The sequence below is a fragment of the Lactiplantibacillus xiangfangensis genome (genome assembly GCF_001438845.1).
Classification (GTDB): domain Bacteria; phylum Bacillota; class Bacilli; order Lactobacillales; family Lactobacillaceae; genus Lactiplantibacillus; species Lactiplantibacillus xiangfangensis.
On sequence record NZ_JQCL01000040.1, the window covers coordinates 22886 to 39480 of the forward strand.

General features: G+C 47.5%; 16 protein-coding genes and 1 riboswitch. Of the genes, 10 read left to right on the plus strand and 6 right to left on the minus strand.

Annotated elements, in window-relative coordinates; all coding sequences use genetic code 11:
- Nucleotides 1-27: 27 nt before the first annotated feature.
- Nucleotides 28-1218 carry a methionine adenosyltransferase gene (gene metK, locus IV64_RS03780; RefSeq protein WP_057705834.1) on the minus strand — a complete coding sequence of 397 codons (1191 nt, stop codon included), beginning with the start codon at nucleotides 1216-1218 and terminating at the stop codon, nucleotides 28-30.
- Nucleotides 1216-1320, minus strand: a riboswitch (SMK box riboswitch). (Overlaps the previous gene by 3 nt.)
- 110 nt (nucleotides 1321-1430) lie before the next feature.
- Here metK and IV64_RS03785 point away from each other — a divergent pair.
- Nucleotides 1431-2150 (plus strand): hypothetical protein, encoded by a 720-nt coding sequence (locus tag IV64_RS03785; protein ID WP_057705835.1) that lies wholly within the window; start codon nucleotides 1431-1433, stop codon nucleotides 2148-2150.
- Nucleotides 2151-2533: 383 nt separating this feature from the next.
- On the opposite strand, the gene mmuM is transcribed toward IV64_RS03785, so the two are convergent.
- Nucleotides 2534-3460 (minus strand): homocysteine S-methyltransferase, encoded by a 927-nt coding sequence (gene mmuM / locus IV64_RS03790; RefSeq protein ID WP_057705836.1) that lies wholly within the window; start codon nucleotides 3458-3460, stop codon nucleotides 2534-2536.
- Between the two features lie 107 nt (nucleotides 3461-3567).
- On the opposite strand from mmuM, the gene IV64_RS03795 reads away from it, so the two are divergent.
- The 3 genes from IV64_RS03795 to IV64_RS03805 all read left to right on the plus strand — a co-directional run bounded on the left by IV64_RS03795 (nucleotide 3568) and on the right by IV64_RS03805 (nucleotide 7433).
- Entirely contained in the window at nucleotides 3568-4944 is a 1377-nt protein-coding gene (locus IV64_RS03795; RefSeq protein WP_057705837.1) for an amino acid permease, read from the plus strand.
- A 217-nt stretch (nucleotides 4945-5161) separates the two neighbouring features.
- The gene (gene hemH / locus IV64_RS03800; protein WP_057705838.1) at nucleotides 5162-6118 is read left to right on the plus strand and encodes a ferrochelatase; all 957 of its coding nucleotides are present in this window, start codon (nucleotides 5162-5164) and stop codon (nucleotides 6116-6118) included.
- Nucleotides 6108-7433 carry an Nramp family divalent metal transporter gene (locus tag IV64_RS03805; RefSeq protein WP_057705839.1) on the plus strand — a complete coding sequence of 442 codons (1326 nt, stop codon included), beginning with the start codon at nucleotides 6108-6110 and terminating at the stop codon, nucleotides 7431-7433. The genes hemH and IV64_RS03805 overlap by 11 nt, the downstream gene beginning before the upstream one ends.
- Before the next feature lie 218 nt (nucleotides 7434-7651).
- Here IV64_RS03805 and IV64_RS03810 read toward each other — a convergent pair whose 3' ends face one another.
- On the minus strand, nucleotides 7652-8551 hold the full coding sequence (locus IV64_RS03810; RefSeq protein WP_057705840.1) for an alpha/beta hydrolase: 900 nt from the start codon (nucleotides 8549-8551) through the stop codon (nucleotides 7652-7654).
- Between the two features lie 291 nt (nucleotides 8552-8842).
- Here IV64_RS03810 and IV64_RS03815 point away from each other — a divergent pair, with 291 nt between their 5' ends.
- Both IV64_RS03815 and IV64_RS03820 read left to right on the plus strand, forming a co-directional pair.
- Nucleotides 8843-9679 carry a metallophosphoesterase family protein gene (locus IV64_RS03815; RefSeq protein ID WP_057705841.1) on the plus strand — a complete coding sequence of 279 codons (837 nt, stop codon included), beginning with the start codon at nucleotides 8843-8845 and terminating at the stop codon, nucleotides 9677-9679.
- Between the two features lie 112 nt (nucleotides 9680-9791).
- Nucleotides 9792-10313 (plus strand): GNAT family N-acetyltransferase, encoded by a 522-nt coding sequence (locus IV64_RS03820; protein WP_057705842.1) that lies wholly within the window; start codon nucleotides 9792-9794, stop codon nucleotides 10311-10313.
- Between the two features lie 414 nt (nucleotides 10314-10727).
- Here IV64_RS03820 and IV64_RS03825 read toward each other — a convergent pair whose 3' ends face one another.
- Entirely contained in the window at nucleotides 10728-11249 is a 522-nt protein-coding gene (locus IV64_RS03825; RefSeq protein ID WP_057705843.1) for a hypothetical protein, read from the minus strand.
- A gap of 181 nt (nucleotides 11250-11430) precedes the next feature.
- Here IV64_RS03825 and IV64_RS03830 point away from each other — a divergent pair, with 181 nt between their 5' ends.
- Both IV64_RS03830 and IV64_RS03835 read left to right on the plus strand, forming a co-directional pair.
- Nucleotides 11431-12507: a hypothetical protein gene (locus tag IV64_RS03830; RefSeq protein ID WP_057705844.1), complete on the plus strand. Its 1077-nt coding sequence runs from the start codon at nucleotides 11431-11433 to the stop codon at nucleotides 12505-12507.
- Nucleotides 12508-12510: 3 nt separating this feature from the next.
- On the plus strand, nucleotides 12511-13056 hold the full coding sequence (locus IV64_RS03835) for a phosphoribosyltransferase family protein (RefSeq protein WP_057705845.1): 546 nt from the start codon (nucleotides 12511-12513) through the stop codon (nucleotides 13054-13056).
- Nucleotides 13057-13128: 72 nt separating this feature from the next.
- On the opposite strand, the gene murI is transcribed toward IV64_RS03835, so the two are convergent.
- A complete protein-coding gene (gene murI, locus IV64_RS03840) occupies nucleotides 13129-13911 on the minus strand; it encodes a glutamate racemase (RefSeq protein ID WP_057705846.1) in 783 nt (260 codons plus the stop codon).
- 120 nt (nucleotides 13912-14031) lie between these two features.
- Nucleotides 14032-14676 (minus strand): Crp/Fnr family transcriptional regulator, encoded by a 645-nt coding sequence (locus IV64_RS03845; RefSeq protein ID WP_057705847.1) that lies wholly within the window; start codon nucleotides 14674-14676, stop codon nucleotides 14032-14034.
- A gap of 99 nt (nucleotides 14677-14775) precedes the next feature.
- Here IV64_RS03845 and IV64_RS03850 point away from each other — a divergent pair, with 99 nt between their 5' ends.
- Nucleotides 14776-15339 carry a hypothetical protein gene (locus IV64_RS03850; protein WP_057705848.1) on the plus strand — a complete coding sequence of 188 codons (564 nt, stop codon included), beginning with the start codon at nucleotides 14776-14778 and terminating at the stop codon, nucleotides 15337-15339.
- A 184-nt stretch (nucleotides 15340-15523) separates the two neighbouring features.
- Complete coding sequence (locus IV64_RS03855; protein ID WP_057705849.1) at nucleotides 15524-16099, plus strand: SHOCT domain-containing protein; 576 nt, start codon at nucleotides 15524-15526, stop codon at nucleotides 16097-16099.
- Nucleotides 16100-16595 lie beyond the last annotated feature (496 nt).

Here is a 16595-nt window from a genome sequence, read left to right on the forward strand (position 1 = left end):
GTAACGATCCGTAGCGCTCGTTACTGTTTATTTATTAAATTCAGCTTTTAAGGCGTCAACCTTATCCGTGTGTTCCCACGGTAAGTCAATGTCAGTCCGACCAAAGTGACCGTAAGCAGCCGTTTGGCGATAAATTGGCCGTTGTAAGTCCAACATCTTGATGATCCCAGCTGGACGTAGGTCAAAGTGCTTCCGGATGGCACCAATTAAGGCATCATCACTGACTTTCCCAGTACCGGCCGTATCAACGGCGATTGAAACGGGTTGTGCCACCCCAATCGCGTAGGCTAATTGAACTTCAACCTGGTCAGCTAAACCAGCCGCAACGATGTTTTTTGCAATGTAGCGGGCGGCGTAACTAGCTGAACGGTCAACCTTAGTGGCATCCTTACCAGAAAAGGCCCCACCACCATGATGGGCAAAACCACCGTAAGTATCCACGATGATCTTCCGACCCGTTAAACCAGCATCCCCTTGAGGACCACCGATAACGAAGCGGCCAGTTGGATTAACCAAATAACGCGTCTGATCATCTAACAAGTCCTTAGGCAACACGGCCTTGATGACTTGGTCAATGACCGTTTGGCGAATTTCATCCAGTTCAACATCGGGGTCGTGCTGCGTCGATAAGACGACGGTGTCGATCCGTTGTGGCTGGTTTTGTTCGTCATATTCCACCGTAACTTGGGCCTTGGCGTCCGGACGCAACCACTTGATGGTGCCGTTCTTCCGCAATTCCGCAATTTTACGCATTAAGCGGTGGCTCAATGCGATTGGTAGTGGCATTAGTTCAGGAGTTTCGTTAATGGCATAGCCAAACATCATCCCCTGGTCCCCAGCACCAATTTGGTCCAGTGGGTCAGCATCACCCGTACGCGTTTCCAAAGAGTCGTCGACCCCTTGCGCGATATCCGGTGATTGTTCATCCAAAGAAACGAGGACGGCACAGTTATCACCGTCAAAGCCGTATTGGCCATCAACGTAGCCAATCGACTTGATCGTGTCACGCACGACCTTTTGAATATCAACGTAGGCCTTGGTTGAAACTTCACCAAAGACCAGCACTAACCCAGTAGTCACTGAAGTTTCAACGGCTACCCGTGCTTGTGGGTCTTGTTCCAACATTGCATCTAGGATGGCGTCACTGATTTGATCCGCGATTTTATCGGGATGGCCTTCAGAAACGGATTCCGATGTAAATAAATGTCTTTCACTCATTGTAAATTCCCCCTTGATTAGTTCGGTTACAAGGCATCTAAGTCCGTTTAAATGGCTTCCAAATAAACAGACTTATCCTTTCGGGAACGGCTCATAACTATATCAGACTATCACAATCCTTGTTTTTTTAAAAGAATCTTCCTAAAATATTGACGGTTTTAACGGTGACCGTTAGGATTAAAACATTACTTCTATTAGAAAGATGTTGAGCTATGATACGAATTGGAAAGCTTAAACTCAAACGTGATTATGTTCATTTAGTCGTTTTCACTATTTTACAAAGCATCATTAGCTGGTGGGCCGCTTTAGACTACGGTCGTTCATTTCAAACGGCGGAATTTTCAGCCGCCCAGTTGCCCTTAATTGGGTATACGCTAGCCGTGTCCGCCGCCATTTTTATTGTTTTAGACCAGCGAATTTCAGCGCAATGGAGTCTGATTGCCATTGGCACCTCCGTGGCCTTCGCCTTCACAAACATCATTGCTCGCGAATCCGAATTGTTGTACCTGTTGCTCACTTGTAGCGTCTGGCTGTTCGTCATGGCCGTCCCCCGTTTTGGGATGCAAAATTACTTTGGCCTCGTGGTCTTTAGTATCATCATGACCTTTACGATTCCAGTCGCAGTCTTCAACTTGCAAAACAACTACTTGTCGACGACTTTTTTATGGAAACTGGCCCCACTATTTACTAGTTACGTTTTTTTATACGTTCCCAGTTTTAGTCACCAGCGTCAGATCAACCAGTTAGTTTCGGCAATTACCGGCGCACTACTGGTCATTACCATCTTTTTACAACCACTGACTTGGCAAACCATTACTGCAATTGTTATCGTCATTGCCACCTGGTTCAGTCAGCAATCGTTTGGCCGGACTCGCTGGCATTTGATGGTCAACGCGGCGGTTCAAGTCGTTTTAATGTTCTTACTCTATTAAAGTCATACAAACAGGCGCTTAAAACCGGGATTACCGATTTTAAGCGCCTGTTTTTAAATAGCTGATGTGCCAATATCTAGACTGATCTAAATTAGCGAAGGCGGACAGAATTGATGTGCTGTGTCGGCAACGGTAGCCGATGATTTTTGTCGACTACCGTTGCGGGGCGATTCAAAGACGTGGGTTGGCGGCTTTGAATCGAGGTTGCAGACCGCACTTCGGCTGCGACCGTCCCCCATAGCACATCAGTTCTGTCCGCCGAAGCGCTGAAAATTGTCATTGATTCGAAAAGATATTGAGCCATCTAAGGTCGTTAAGGTCAAGACGCTTCTCAGGCTTGGCCCGGTCCCACGACCGCATGCTATCAGTGGCAACCGGACTTATTACTTAACTAATCGCGCAATCGTTGCAATATCTTCCGGCGTCGTTCGACAACAGCCCCCGATAATTTGAGCACCGTTGGCAAGCCATTTTGGTACGTAACTATCAAACTGGTGGCTCCGCGCCGTTGGTTGCCACGTCTTCGTGATTGGGTCATATTCATCCCCAGAATTAGGATACACAATTAGTGGGATGTCGACCGCCGCACGTAGCGTTGTCAACGCTGGCGCAATGTTTTCTAGCGTCGTGCAGTTGACCCCGACCGCTTCCACGTTTGGTTGTTGTGCGACCCACGCCGCAGCTTCAGCTAACGGCGTGCCGTCACATAACGTCTGCGGGTCGGCAATACTGAAACTGACCCAGTAGTGCTGTTCGGGCCACTTTTGATTGATCAACCGAACTAGCGCTTGGACTTCATCAAATTTCGGCATGGTTTCTAAGGCTAACAAGTCTACGCCCACTTGGGTAATCAGTTCTAGCCGCTCACGGTGAAAGTCTTGATAGCCGGCCTCGTCCAACTGATACTTGCCGGTATATTCACTTCCGTCGGCCAAGTAAGCCCCGTATGAACCAATACTGCCGGCAATCAACGCTTGAAAATCAGGATGACTAGTTGCATAGTCGGTCCGCGCTTGCTTAGCGATGCTGACGGCATCTTGAATTAACTGCCGGGCGCGCGGTGCAGCAATACCCGCTTGCACAAACGCCGGCACGCTAGCTTGGTAAGTGTTCGTAATCGTAATCCGAGCACCCGCGTCAAAGTAACTACGATGCACCGCTGCAATTGCCTCTGGATGATCGAGCATCGCCGTTGCCGACCACAGTGCACTATCCGTTTGGACCCCACGCTTTTCTAGTTCCGTTGCCATTGCACCATCCAAGACGATGGGTCCTTGTTTTAATAGTTTCTTTACAGTTACAGCTTGCATAAATGATTTCCTCTCTGCCTAGAAGTTATGTTATTCTAATAGCATTACTGATTTCCTCATCTTATTCTAATACTTGCGTTCTTGCAAGTAGGGAAGGCCGTTTTCAAATGTCAAAACAAACTCACCTTAGTCGCCAGATGGAATCCCGGCATGTCCTAATGATTTCGTTAGGCGGCGTCATCGGGACTGGCCTATTTCTCAGTTCCGGCTACACGATTCATCAGGCCGGACCAATCGGGACATTGCTTGCTTACACCATTGGGGCGATCATTGTGTACCTCGTCATGCTCTGTTTAGGTGAACTTGCCGTGGCAATGCCCTACACCGGGGCGTTTCACGTGTACGCTAAAAAGTATATTGGTCCCGGAACTGGCTTTACGGTGGCCATTCTTTACTGGTTGACTTGGACAATTGCGCTCGGGTCAGAATTCACCGCTGCCGGGCTCATCATGCAGCACTGGTTTCCCCACGTTGCCACTTGGCTGTGGAGTTTACTATTCATGGTCATCATTTTCACGGTCAACGCCTTATCGGTCCGGTGGTTCGCCGAAACCGAGTTCTGGTTTTCGAGTATTAAAGTCTTCGCTATTATTGCGTTTATTATCCTAGGTGGACTGGCCATCGTTGGCATCTTGCCACTTCACGGCCACACCACCGCCCCGTTGCTCACCAACTACACTAAAAACGGGTGGTTTCCTAACGGTTTTGGCGGGGTTTTCACGACCATGCTGACCGTTAACTTTGCCTTTTCAGGAACGGAATTAATTGGGATTACCGCTGGCGAAACCAAGGACCCGGCCCACACGATTCCCGCGGCGATTCACACGACTTTGTGGCGCCTGATTATCTTCTTTGTAGGCAGCATGTTCGTCATGGCAGCGTTGATTCCTTATCAACAGGCCGGCGTGACGCAGAGTCCCTTCGTACTCGTCTTCAAGGAAATCGGGATTCCGTACGCCGCCGATATCATGAACTTTGTCGTGCTGACCGCCATTATGTCAGCCGCTAACTCGGGACTCTACGCTTCCACCCGGATGTTGTGGTCTTTAGCTAACGAAGGCACCATTCCCGTGATTTTTAAAAAGACGACTAAACGCGACGTCCCGATATTTGCCCTGATGGCTAGTATGATTGGCGGCATTTTAGCCTTGTTATCAAGCATCTACGCGGCCGGTTCCGTTTACTTAGTCCTAGTTTCAATTTCAGGTTTAGCCGTTGTGCTCGTTTGGATGGCGATTGCCCTATCTGAAATCAACTTTCGCAAAGCTTACGTTAAAAGCGGTCAGTCGCTGGATAAATTGGCCTTCAAAACGCCTGGTTATCCGGTAGTACCCTGGCTGGCCTTCATCTTAAGTGGCCTGTCATGCTTACTCATTTGGTTCGATCCTAATCAACGGATTGCGTTGTACTACACGCTTCCGTTTGTGGCCATCTGTTACGTCGGTTACTACATCAACGAAAAGATCAAGCGCGCTAAAAATTAAGCCTTAAAATTAAACTCATGGTGCGACAGTACTTTCAATCATTGAAAGCCTGTCGCGCCATGAGTTTTTATATTAAGACGTTTTTGATTCGATTATCGCTCGATAACGTTGTTAAATAAGCGTTTAAAGCGCTTAACTAAAAATATTTATGCTATGATTATTTTAAAGTTACGGACTAAAAAGACACGTTTCAATAAAAAACAAAGAAGTTGATTTCATGAGTCGTGGTTTATTACTTGTTAATTTAGGGTCGCCGGCGACCCCCAAAACAACCGATGTTAAAAGTTACCTCCGCGAGTTCCTAAGTGATCAAAGCGTGGTCGAAATGCCACCCGCCCTGTGGCAACCAATCTTGCGCGGCATTATTTTACCGACGCGGTCATGGCGCTCAGCCACGTTTTACCGGGACTGCTGGTTGCCAGCCGGCTCACCGTTGATCGTACATAGTCAATCTTTACGCGATCAGGTTCAAGCAGCACTTCCAGGCTGGGATGTCCGGCTAGCCATGACGTACGGCCAACCAGATATTGGTGACACGTTGAGCGCCATGGTTGCGGATGGTTGTCAGCATCCCGTCGTTTTGCCGCTCTTTCCACAGTACACGCAAAGTACGCACCAGGGCATCATTAACCAGGTCAACGCAACGGGTATCCCGCACACTCTGATCCATCATTTTTACGACCAGACCACTTATCAGCAATTATTAGCCGCCAAAATCGAGAAAAGCTACCAGCAACACCACTTCGACGCCGTTGTATTTAGCTACCATAGCATCCCGACCGCAATGGTCCGCCATGGCGACCCCTACCAAAAAGAATGTGAAGCAACGACGACGGGCGTCAGCCAGTATTTGCCATCGGTACCGAAGGACCAAATCGTGACGGCCTACCAATCCAAATTTGGACCAATGCCGTGGCTTAAGCCCTACCTGCGCAACGAACTGATGCAGCTCGTTGAAATGGGTAAACGAGACGTTTTAGTCGTGACACCATCGTTTGTTTGCGATTGCTTAGAAACCTTAGAAGAAGATTTCGTCCAAAATTATCAAGCTTTTCGCGCCAGTGGTGGCGATCGGTTTGAGCTGGTACCCTGCTTCAATGACGACCCCGAGTTCGCCCACTTTCTTGCTAAGCTGGTCCTAAATACTCAGGAGGCGGTTGCTAATGACGCCTAATAAACGCCACAGTTTAGAAGAAATCAACCAAAGTGTGGCCGTTCCCGACGTCTACCAGAGTGCTTTTTGGCAAAAGTTTCTCGCTTACAGTGGTCCCGGCGCCCTCGTTGCCGTGGGGTACATGGACCCAGGTAACTGGTTAACCTCACTAGCCGGCGGGGCGCAATTTCAGTACCGGCTACTGGCAGTACTCGCCCTATCAATTCTCGTTGCCATGTTCATGCAGGCCTTGGCCATCAAGCTGGGCGTCGTCGCGCGTCAGGATTTGGCCCAGGCCATTGCCAGTACCCTTCCTAAGCCCGTGCGTTACGCCGCTTGGATACTAAACGAAGTCGCCATGATGGCAACTGACATGACCGGCGTTATCGGAACGGCGCTAGCCTTGAAAATGCTATTTGGCTTACCCTTACTATTCGGTATCTTACTGACAATTGGGGACGTCTTAGTTGTACTCCTCTTCCTACGCTTCGGTATCAGACGGGTTGAGTTCATTGTATTACTCGCAATTTTGACGGTCGGCATCATCTTCGGACTAGAGGTCGCCCGTGCCCACGTCGATACTAGCGCAGTGTTCCGGGGATTCATCCCAAATAGTCTCATTTTTAAAGACCACCAAGCGCTCGTATTGAGTTTAGGTATTTTAGGCGCAACCATCATGCCGCATAACCTATATCTGCACTCATCATTAGCTCAGAGTCGGCGCTACGACTATCACGATCCCGTTCAGGTTCATGAGACCTTACGATTTGCCAACTGGGATTCCAACGTGCACCTCGTGGCGGCATTTCTAATCAATGCCCTCCTGCTTGTTTTAGGTGGCAGCCTATTTTTTGGTCATACCCACGCGTTGGCAAGCTTGCAAGCCGTCTTTCATGGTCTGCAAAATAGCGCCATCGTCGGTCAATTAGCCAGTCCCTTAATGGGCGGTCTTTTCGCGTTAGCCCTGCTTATCACCGGACTGATTTCATCCATTACGAGCACCTTAGCGGGGCAAATCGTGATGGAAGGTTACCTGCACATTCGGCTCCCATTGTGGCAGCGGCGGCTATTGACCCGTTGCGTGACACTAATTCCCATTCTCATCATCGGTTTTATGGTCGGCTTTAGTGACCAGGCCTTTGAAGCCCTGATTATTGACGCCCAGGTCGCCCTAAGCGTGGCGTTGCCATTCACGATGCTGCCACTGGTCGCTTTGACTAGTAACCGCAACTTGCTTGGCACCCACGTTAATTCAACCGGGGTTCGCATCCTTGGTTATACGCTTGCTATTATTATCAGCTTATTAAACATTGACTTAATAATTAATCTATTTTGAGCTAATTATTACCGCCACAAAAAGGGAGTTGAGACAAATGCCTCAGCTCCCTTTTACCACCGTGACTAAGATGGCGGATCAATTAACCAGTTCAAATCGTCATTCGAACCCGTGAAGTGATTTAATGACATTACAACATGGCGCCATCGATAAGTCAATCCTTATTCAAGTTTAACTAATTATTTCAAAGTACGGTCGTCAAGGTTAAGCGCCGTTAATCAGTCGGGGGTATTAACAAGGTACGCCCGTAAAAACGCCTCTTCGTCGTCATTGGCTTGCTGACCGACGGCATTCTTTTGGTCGACTAAGAACACGTGTCCTTGGGGGACTTCAGATGTTCCATACATCTTGAAGACGTGTGAAATTTTCTTAGCCGTCATGAACCCGTCCATCTTTGCCGAATTATTACGTAAGAAGTCCGTGTTTCCCGTACAAATAAACGTCGGGATAAATGGCGCTTGCAGGTAATCTTCCGTCGCTAACCGTTGCCGCTGAGTTTTGACAATTTCAGGTGGAAAGTAGCCGGCACCCGCAGCTGTAACCATCCCTGGATCTAACATAAATAACGCTGCACTATTCAGAACTAACGCCCGAAAATGCAACTTAGTCAGCGTATAGCCGAACAGACTACGGTAGTCAGGATTCGTTAAAATCGTGGCATACTGTTCAGCCATCTGTCCGCCAGCACTATCACCCATTAAGATTACATTATTCGGGTCTAGTCCGTATTCCTCGGCGTGTTCAGCGACCCAGTGGACATAGGCGTCAACGTCATCCAACTGGTCGGGAAAAACCACGTCCGGGGCCAATCGGTAATTAGGATTTACAAAAGCAAATCCCCGTTGCGCCCAGTTCAAGCCAAAAAATTGATAAGTTTCCTTAGTCCCGTAGCACCAGCCCCCACCGTGAATATTAATAATCGTTGGAATGGGTTTTGATACGCCGGTCGGTAAATATAAATCTAATAGGTGCCATGGTCGCTCAGGCCCATAGCTTAGGTCATTCACCCGCTTGACACCTGGTACTTCGGTTGGTAAACCCGCGTCACGGCGATCATCATTTGCCTTAAACGATTGCCGCAAGTCCATAATTGCCTTTTTTTCTGATACGCTTGTCATGAAAGCGCCTCCATTACCAATTAATTTTAAGCCTTAAACTTAGCAACCGGCAAGGGAAACTTTATGCTACAATAAAAACCGTCGTTATCTTAAAGATAACGGCGGCCATGAAACGAATTGGCTTGAATATACGTGCTATATATTACTTCGTTTCATCCATAATTATAACAGATAAAGGTTACGATGAGTTTGCAGAGTAATTACAAACGTGCAAATTATCACCCCCGCCTTTTCCAGTCATCCACTTCCAAGCTAGTGGATATGGATACATAGAGAAAGGAAGTCCTACTGATGGTTAAAATTGCAGTGCTTTCCGACGTTCATGGTAACGCCACTGCTCTCGAAGCTGTCTTGCATGACGCTTCGGCACAGGGCGTTGACGACTACTGGACAGTCGGCGATATGACGGTCCGGGGCCCCGAATCTGAACGGTGTTTAGACCTATTGGATGCCGTCCAACCGTCCGTTTACGTCCTCGGCAATCATGAACAAAATTATCAAAAAGTTCTGAAAGCGACACCGACTAACTTCACCAAGCCTAAGCAAGTTATGGCGACCATTTTGACTGCTTATGACCGCCGACAGTTAAGCCCGTCACACTTTCAGCAATTATTACAATTACCGCTGACCGTGACCAAACACGTGGGACCACTGACCATTCGTTTACAGCACGTCCTACCTAATTTTGCCAGCGGACACTCACTCGCTCCCACGGCCGAACAGGTTAATTTTGACCAGGCTACCGCCGGAGACGTGGACATTGTCATTTACGCCCACACTCATCAGCCCATCATGCGGTACTCGACCCGGGGGCAACTGATTTTAAACGCAGGGACGGTCGGTCTTCCGACTGCCGTCAACCCCCGTCTACGTCAGCCCCGTGCGTCTTACCTGATCCTGACGATCGATGAGCAAGGCTTGCAAAATACCGAGTACCGCCAAGTTGATTTTGACTGGCGCCTGGCAATTCAAATTGCGAAGGACCGCAACCTACCCTACTTGCCATTCTATGAACAAACGTTGGCCACGAATGCTTACCAATACGCGCCTAGTGCCGTATCCGCTTACAACATCCAGCACGACATGGATAAGCAAGCACATCTGATTCTTAGCGATAATCGTCGCTGAAAAAACACTAAGAATTCGGTAGAAAATAGTTTCATTCTGTCATGATTTCTGTATACTGTTTAAGTCGAGCGTTGAACGTTAACGTTTGGTTTCAAGAGAGGAGTCATGATTAATGTACATTAAACAAGCAACCCTTGATGATTTAGATACGATCATCGATATTTTAAGCGACGGGCGTAACCAGTTAGCCGAGGCCGGGGTCGACCAATGGCAAGGCGACTATCCTTCCCGCAAACAAATCACGGGCGATATTATGCAAGGTGTCGCGTTCTTAGTCAACGCTGACGATAACGCGACGGTCGGCGCCGTGGCGATTGTCCCATCGCCAGACGCCACTTATGACACGGCTAACGCTGAATGGTTGAATAAAACGGAGCCTTACCGGGTGCTCCATCGCGTGGCGATCCATTCAAGTCACGCTGGTCATGGCTATGCCACCCAATTATTTGAAAAGATTATTACGCACATCACTGAAAAACACGCCGAAATTAAAAGTATTCGGATCGACACCCACTCCGACAACTTAGCAATGCAACATTTAATTGCCAAGATGGGCTTCCAACGGGTCGGTGAAATGGTTGGTGTTTACCACCACGATGACGTTTGTTATGTTTATGAAAAATTGATCCACTAAACAAAGCGCTACCCAAGCTGGATTTCCAGTTTGAGTAGCGTTTTTTTGTTATGCTCTAACAATTGAAATATCAATTTTGGATTTGAATGTTATTGGCCTAATGCTTGAACTAATCTAGTCCGATGGTTTAATGAATTTTTGAGCCATCACATTAGTAGATCTAATTTTAGCGAAGTCGGACAGTCTGGTTGTGCTGTGTCGGCAAGATTAGCGGGCGGTTCTCAGCCGCTTATCTTGCGGGGCGATTCCAAGACGCGGGTTATCGGCTCGGAATCGAGGCCACAGACCGCAGTGTGGCTGGGACCGTCCCCCATAGCACAACCGGACTGTCCGACGAAGCAAATATTTTATGAATAACTATGGCATTGACGTTAATCTTAGGCACATTAAATGTTGCGACCGTCCTTGATTTTACTAATCAGGATTAGACAGTACGTGCTTAATTTTGGTCAAAACATCTTTATTCTGGTGCACCGTTTGACAATCTTGATCTAGCAAGTACGCCAATTGATCTCGACGCGGTGGCCGGTCCAAGTAAACGTAACTGCGGGGCGCAACAAAGTTCGGGAATTGCGCCTTTAAGTCGGCTAAGCTCACCGGTTCAAAAGTGATGGCGCTCGTCACCGGAATTGCTAGTCCCGTGCTTGCAGGTGCTAGGTACGCCATCGTTACTTGAGGATCATCCCCTTGCAGTCTGGCGCCAAGCCGACCCAGAACTGCGGGTGCCGCTGTAATTGCCGGGGCGCACTGGACGTAGCCGCTGATGCCGCCATGCTTTCCGGTCGTATAAATAAACGCTTGAAATGCCCGTGGATAAAAACGACGCCGGAACTCGATCACCTTATCGCCAGTTGCAATCGCCGCAGCTGGTTGCGGATGTAGCGAAAACAATAACGTTGGTAATTGGGGGTCATAATAATCCTGAACGGTTGCCACGTAATCACCTACTTTACTTTAAATTGAATGCTTTTAGTATAAGCCATGTGCAACCTCGGAACAAAAGACGAACTTTTTAACGTTTGTAATTTTAATTATCCGGATTTATATGTTGATAAGCTGGAAATTACCGTTTTTTTATTGTATATTGTTCGTATCAACAGTAAAGGTGGAATTAATTGTGCACTGGTTAGCAGATTTATTAGCCGCCGTGGGGGTCGTCTTGAACGGGATTCCTCAAGGTATTATGGCGATGACGCTCGGATTTGCCGTTTTTCCGACCGCCTTTTCATTTGGATTGGCAGCACTGGTTAACGGTGTTGCCGGCTCGGTTGCCCCGATTTCATTTCAAGCGGAATCCTTAGCCTTAACCGGACATTTAGGCAAGGACCTCCGCGAGCGAACTTCAATCATTTTCTTTGGGGCAGCTATCATGTTAGCAATCGGGCTAACGGGATCGTTGACCCGCATCGTCGACATCTTAGGCAATCAAATTATGGCTGGGATGATGGCCGGGGTTGGCTTGATGCTCGCCAAAATTGCTCTACAGATGACTAAGGAACAGCGCAACTTCGGGTGGCTGTCAATTGCACTCGCCACTGTGACTTACATTCTCAGTAAGGACTTAGTCTGGACCATTGCCATTTCCGTTATTGGGACGAGTTTATACGCGGTCTTCGGCGAAAAGTATCACGCGACCCTTCCAGAACACGTTACGGCCCGCAAATTTCAATTTGTGAAACCCTTAGTCAACGTAAAAATCTTACGCGGAGCACTAAGCCTTGCCTGCTTAAATATCGGTGCCAACATTTCATACGGCCTGATTACAGGACAAATGACGGGACAAAAGCCTAACCCAGTTAACCTTAACTTATTGACGAGTACGCAAGCGCTGGCCGACTTTGGAACGAGTTTACTCGGTGGTGCACCCGTCGAAACCATTATTTCTGCGACCGCTAGTGCACCGGAACCCGTGATTGCCGGTGTCTTAATGATGGTCATCATGGCAATTATTCTACTAATGGGCTGGCTCCCTAAAGTGGGGCAATATGTTCCTAGCGCTTCGATTGCCGGTTTTCTATTTATCCTAGGGACCGTCGTTATCTTCCCAGAAAACGCCGCGACCGCCATGCACGGTTCAATGGGGACAATTGCTGGAATCACTTTAGTCATTACAGCGCTGGTCGACCCATTTACCGGCCTACTCAGCGGTGCCATTTTGAAATTTGGTTTGCCATTATTAGGATTGGGGATCTAACACATGTCAAAAACTTACGAACTAACACTAGGACCACTCAAGCGCAACCTGCCACTGGTCAGAATCAACCCAACGACTACCATTGCGTCGTTCGTGCTACTAGGTGACGCGGAACTAACGGAATACGCTGCCGACCAGCTGAGCCAAAAACTAGCCGGCACACCATTTGATTACCTTGTCACCATGGAAAGTAAGGGCATCCCGTTGGCACAAGTACTAAGTGACAAGACCCACCATCCCCACTTCATCGTGCTGCGTAAAAGCGTTAAGGATTACATGCACGCTCCGGTTTCCGAACCCGTACACGCAATTACCACTAGTTCAGACCAAAAATTAGTCTTAGACGGGGCCGACGCGGCGCTAATTAAAGGCAAACGGGTCATCATTGTCGACGACGTCATTAGTAGCGGGGGGTCGTTAAATACGGCCCGCGCCCTCCTAAACCAGGCTGGTGCCACCATCGTTAAACAGTTGGCAATTCTCGCTGAAGGGGACGCAGCCGACCGCGACGATATTGATTTTTTAGCACCCCTCCCCTTATTTAAATAATCTTTCACTAAAAAATAGTGATTCAGAATTACTCAACAAATTTCTGAATCACTATTTTTAATTTTACTTACTTTAAGCTTCAATCCCATGATCGAACAACTTTTGATACAAAGCTAATTCTTCAGGCGTATTGCGACTACTCATGAAGCGAATCGTCCGCTCACGTGATGCAGGCTGTAGCAAGTTCTTTTGTTTTAATTGATGCTGCAAGTTCCGACTGATTCCCGCATAGCCGGTGTAGACACTAACGGGATGGTCGAATTCTGATTGAATTAACTTTTCAATAAACGGGTAGTGGGTGCAGCCTAAAACTAACCCATACGCTTGTGCCGTCGCAACCGTCCCCAACAACTGGTGGACGAGTTGCTTAATTTCCGGAAGCGCCGCTTTGCCCTGTTCAATTAGGTCGGCTAACCCTGGACAGGCTAACGATTGAATAGCCGTTCGTGCTTGATATTTAGCGACCTGCGCGTTGTACTTGGGCAAACTGATCGTTAACGGCGTCGCCATTACTAAAATGTGGCGTTTGCCCGCATCCACGGCTTCTTTTAAAGCTGGTTCAATGCCTAAGATGGGCAGTTCCGGATAAGCAGCCATCAATTCGGGCTTAGCCGCACTGGTTGCCGTGTTGCACGCAATCACGACTGCTTTAACTTGTTGCTGCCGTAGCGTTTCAATTACGTTAGTAGCCAACGTGCAAACCTCGGTCGCGGATTTTTCACCGTACGGGGCGTTAGCCGAATCCCCATAAAAAATAAAATCTTCATTTGGCAAATCGGCTGCCAAAGTCCGTAACGTACTAATTCCACCGACCCCGGAGTCAAAGACCCCGATTGGTGCATCTAATCGTTCCATTTCAATCCCTCTTATGTCATCCAATCAAGCGTCCACTGATTGGACCAATCTTTGTTGTCACGTGTACCGATATTAAGCATACGCCCGTTTTTGCCTTGATACAAAATTTATTATACGCGGTTAATAGACCGTAATCTCGCGGCCATCCACACTGATCAGTTGATCTTCAACAAGGAGTTTAAATTGCCGACTTAACGTTTCCGGCGTCACGCCCAGATAGCTAGCTAATTCTTTTTTCTTCACCGGTAATCGAAAGTGTGTTTGTTGGTTTTCTTGGCTAACTTGTTGTAAATATGTAAGTAGGCGTTCCTTAGAACCAAGATTGCTGGTCAAGGCACTCATGGACTCTAAGGCGGTTAAGCGGTCCCCTAACGCATTTAACAAGTTCAGTGCCAAGGTTGGGACCCGCTTGACTAAGTCTTGAAAATCACGGCTCCCAATGGAACAGATGCGAGTATCTTCCACCGTCTCGGCGTAATTATAATGTGGCCGTTGCGCAAATAGCGCCGCTTCACTGTCAATGGCGCCGGGACGTAACATGTACAAAATCTTTTCCTTACCATTTTCATTCAATTGGTATACTTTGACCTGTCCCCGATCAATGATCATCATCCGGTCTAACAATGTCGTGGGCGCATACAGGACGGTTCCCTTGGGAAAAAGTTGTTGGTGGACGGATATTTTAGCTAACGCCGTAATGTCGTCGTCACTCAGTCCCTGGAAGATTGAAGCGGATTGCACACATTTAAATGCAGAATGGGTCATTTATTTTTCCTTTCTTGACAAATGTCAATTTTTTCTAGTTGCTTTTAGTATACACTTGGCTTCATTGAAAGAAAGTCAAACAATCTGGAGGATCAACTTATGAAAATCTATCAAGCAAACATCGTTCCGTTAAACGCCGATATTATTGGTTCAGCTGCCCATGGTTCCGCGCTATTCGTCGTCAATGGCGACCAACTCGTCGTTACGATTGAAATGTTCGATACGCCGGCTAATCAGCAACACTGGGAACATTTCCACGGCTTCCCAGATGGTCAAACGGCGCAGATTGCAACGGCCGCGCAAGACGTTAACCACGACGGCTTCGTTGACTTACCAGAAACCGAACCCGTTTCCGGGACAACCATGGTCCCATTTAACGATACGCCGGAAACTATGGACATCCCTAACGACGCCTACCCGGTTGCCGATGCCAATGGTTACTTTGCCTACACTAAAATCGTGCCATTAAAACAACTGGACGCTGAATTTAAGAAAGCTTTCCATGATAGTGACCTTGAACTCGATAAGCGGGTCATCTACATTCACGGGGTTGCGAATAGTTTAGACTTACCCGCGACAGTTGCTGGCGAAGTCGCGAACTACGACGCGCACGTCACCCTGCCAATCGCGGTCGGCAAGATTAACGCCGTTACGCTAGATTAGTTGTTTAATGTGAACCAGGCTCAATTTTCAAATAACCAACTACAAAATTAATCATCTTCCCGCTGAGTGCTTTGCTGGCTCAGCGGGAATTTTAGTTTCCGGCCTAAAATTATTTTTTCAATTGCCACATCTTTAAGATTCGCAGTATGATGGATGAGTAAAATACGTTAGCGGGGCAAGCCAAATGGGAACAGTCATCTTATTTTTAGTCATTTATTCTGCAATTACATTTTTTAAGAAGGTCTCGCCGTACATTATCTTAGTGGCGGTGATACTTTATATTTACACGCTAATTAAAAAGATCTTCATTTTTTCGTGGCAAGCGTTAACCAGCGTGCCAGGTTTAATCATCATTGGGCTGCTTTTACTCGGACTGATTGGCTATTACGGCTACCGTCACAATCGCTGTGCAGTGTGTGGCAAAATGTATCGGCAAAACCAGTACGTTGCTGTCACCGACGACAAGGTGTGCCTGAATTGCATGCAAGCCATTGGCGTAGATGTAAAACAACTTCCCACCGCGGTTCACGTTGAAAAGACGCTTACGGTGGCTGAAATTAAAGCACTTCAGAAAAACAACATCATTATCGATCCCTTACAGCGTTGGGAAGCTTATCAAGCCAAGGATGCCACGCCTGAATCGTCGACGTTAACGGCTAAACAAGTCACTGATCTGCGTGAATTGAAACGGTTACTAGATGATGGCATCATTACCCAAGCTGATTTTGACGCAAAGAAGAGACAAATCTTAGGCATCTGATGAATAAATTTCATCCCCTTTCTAAGGATAATCATGATACGATTAGCTCAAGAAGTATAAAGCGCTTTCAAAAAATAATCAGACCATGCTTGTTTCGAAAGGAGCCCTCACTATGCAGGCCACCGGCATACAAAAAATTAGTCCCCACCTTACCATTGACTGAGACCATCGAACTTTTACCGTCAATGATGGGACTCATTTAGAGACCTATCAATTTGCGCAATTAAAAAACAGCCACGTCATTCAGGTTAGGGATACTAAACAAAAACAGAATTTACTGACACGCACCCTCGTTGGCAGCTTCATCGCCGGTTCTGTGGGTGCGTTAGCAGGCGCATTAGGTGCGGATCAGCCGTACACAGTTTGCCATGAATTGACACTTCGCCTAACACTGACTAACAACAAGACTTACGATTTTAAATTGATTACGGCACCTACTAAGAACGTGTTTGGATACTTTGACATTCGATTTGATTTTAGTTAAATTAGATCAAAA

What these genes read in the sequence shown, in the direction of transcription:
- metK (WP_057705834.1), bottom strand. Translation starts at nt 1,218, where the DNA reads ATGAGTGAAAGACATTTATTTACATCGGAATCCGTTTCTGAAGGCCAT.
- IV64_RS03795 (WP_057705837.1), top strand. Translation starts at nt 3,568, where the DNA reads ATGTCAAAACAAACTCACCTTAGTCGCCAGATGGAATCCCGGCATGTC.
- IV64_RS03835 (WP_057705845.1), top strand. Translation starts at nt 12,511, where the DNA reads ATGTCAAAAACTTACGAACTAACACTAGGACCACTCAAGCGCAACCTG.
- IV64_RS03850 (WP_057705848.1), top strand. Translation starts at nt 14,776, where the DNA reads ATGAAAATCTATCAAGCAAACATCGTTCCGTTAAACGCCGATATTATT.
- mmuM (WP_057705836.1), bottom strand. Translation starts at nt 3,460, where the DNA reads ATGCAAGCTGTAACTGTAAAGAAACTATTAAAACAAGGACCCATCGTC.
- IV64_RS03785 (WP_057705835.1), top strand. Translation starts at nt 1,431, where the DNA reads ATGATACGAATTGGAAAGCTTAAACTCAAACGTGATTATGTTCATTTA.
- hemH (WP_057705838.1), top strand. Translation starts at nt 5,162, where the DNA reads ATGAGTCGTGGTTTATTACTTGTTAATTTAGGGTCGCCGGCGACCCCC.
- IV64_RS03845 (WP_057705847.1), bottom strand. Translation starts at nt 14,676, where the DNA reads ATGACCCATTCTGCATTTAAATGTGTGCAATCCGCTTCAATCTTCCAG.
- IV64_RS03815 (WP_057705841.1), top strand. Translation starts at nt 8,843, where the DNA reads ATGGTTAAAATTGCAGTGCTTTCCGACGTTCATGGTAACGCCACTGCT.
- IV64_RS03820 (WP_057705842.1), top strand. Translation starts at nt 9,792, where the DNA reads ATGTACATTAAACAAGCAACCCTTGATGATTTAGATACGATCATCGAT.
- IV64_RS03810 (WP_057705840.1), bottom strand. Translation starts at nt 8,551, where the DNA reads ATGACAAGCGTATCAGAAAAAAAGGCAATTATGGACTTGCGGCAATCG.
- IV64_RS03805 (WP_057705839.1), top strand. Translation starts at nt 6,108, where the DNA reads ATGACGCCTAATAAACGCCACAGTTTAGAAGAAATCAACCAAAGTGTG.
- murI (WP_057705846.1), bottom strand. Translation starts at nt 13,911, where the DNA reads ATGGAACGATTAGATGCACCAATCGGGGTCTTTGACTCCGGGGTCGGT.
- IV64_RS03855 (WP_057705849.1), top strand. Translation starts at nt 15,524, where the DNA reads ATGGGAACAGTCATCTTATTTTTAGTCATTTATTCTGCAATTACATTT.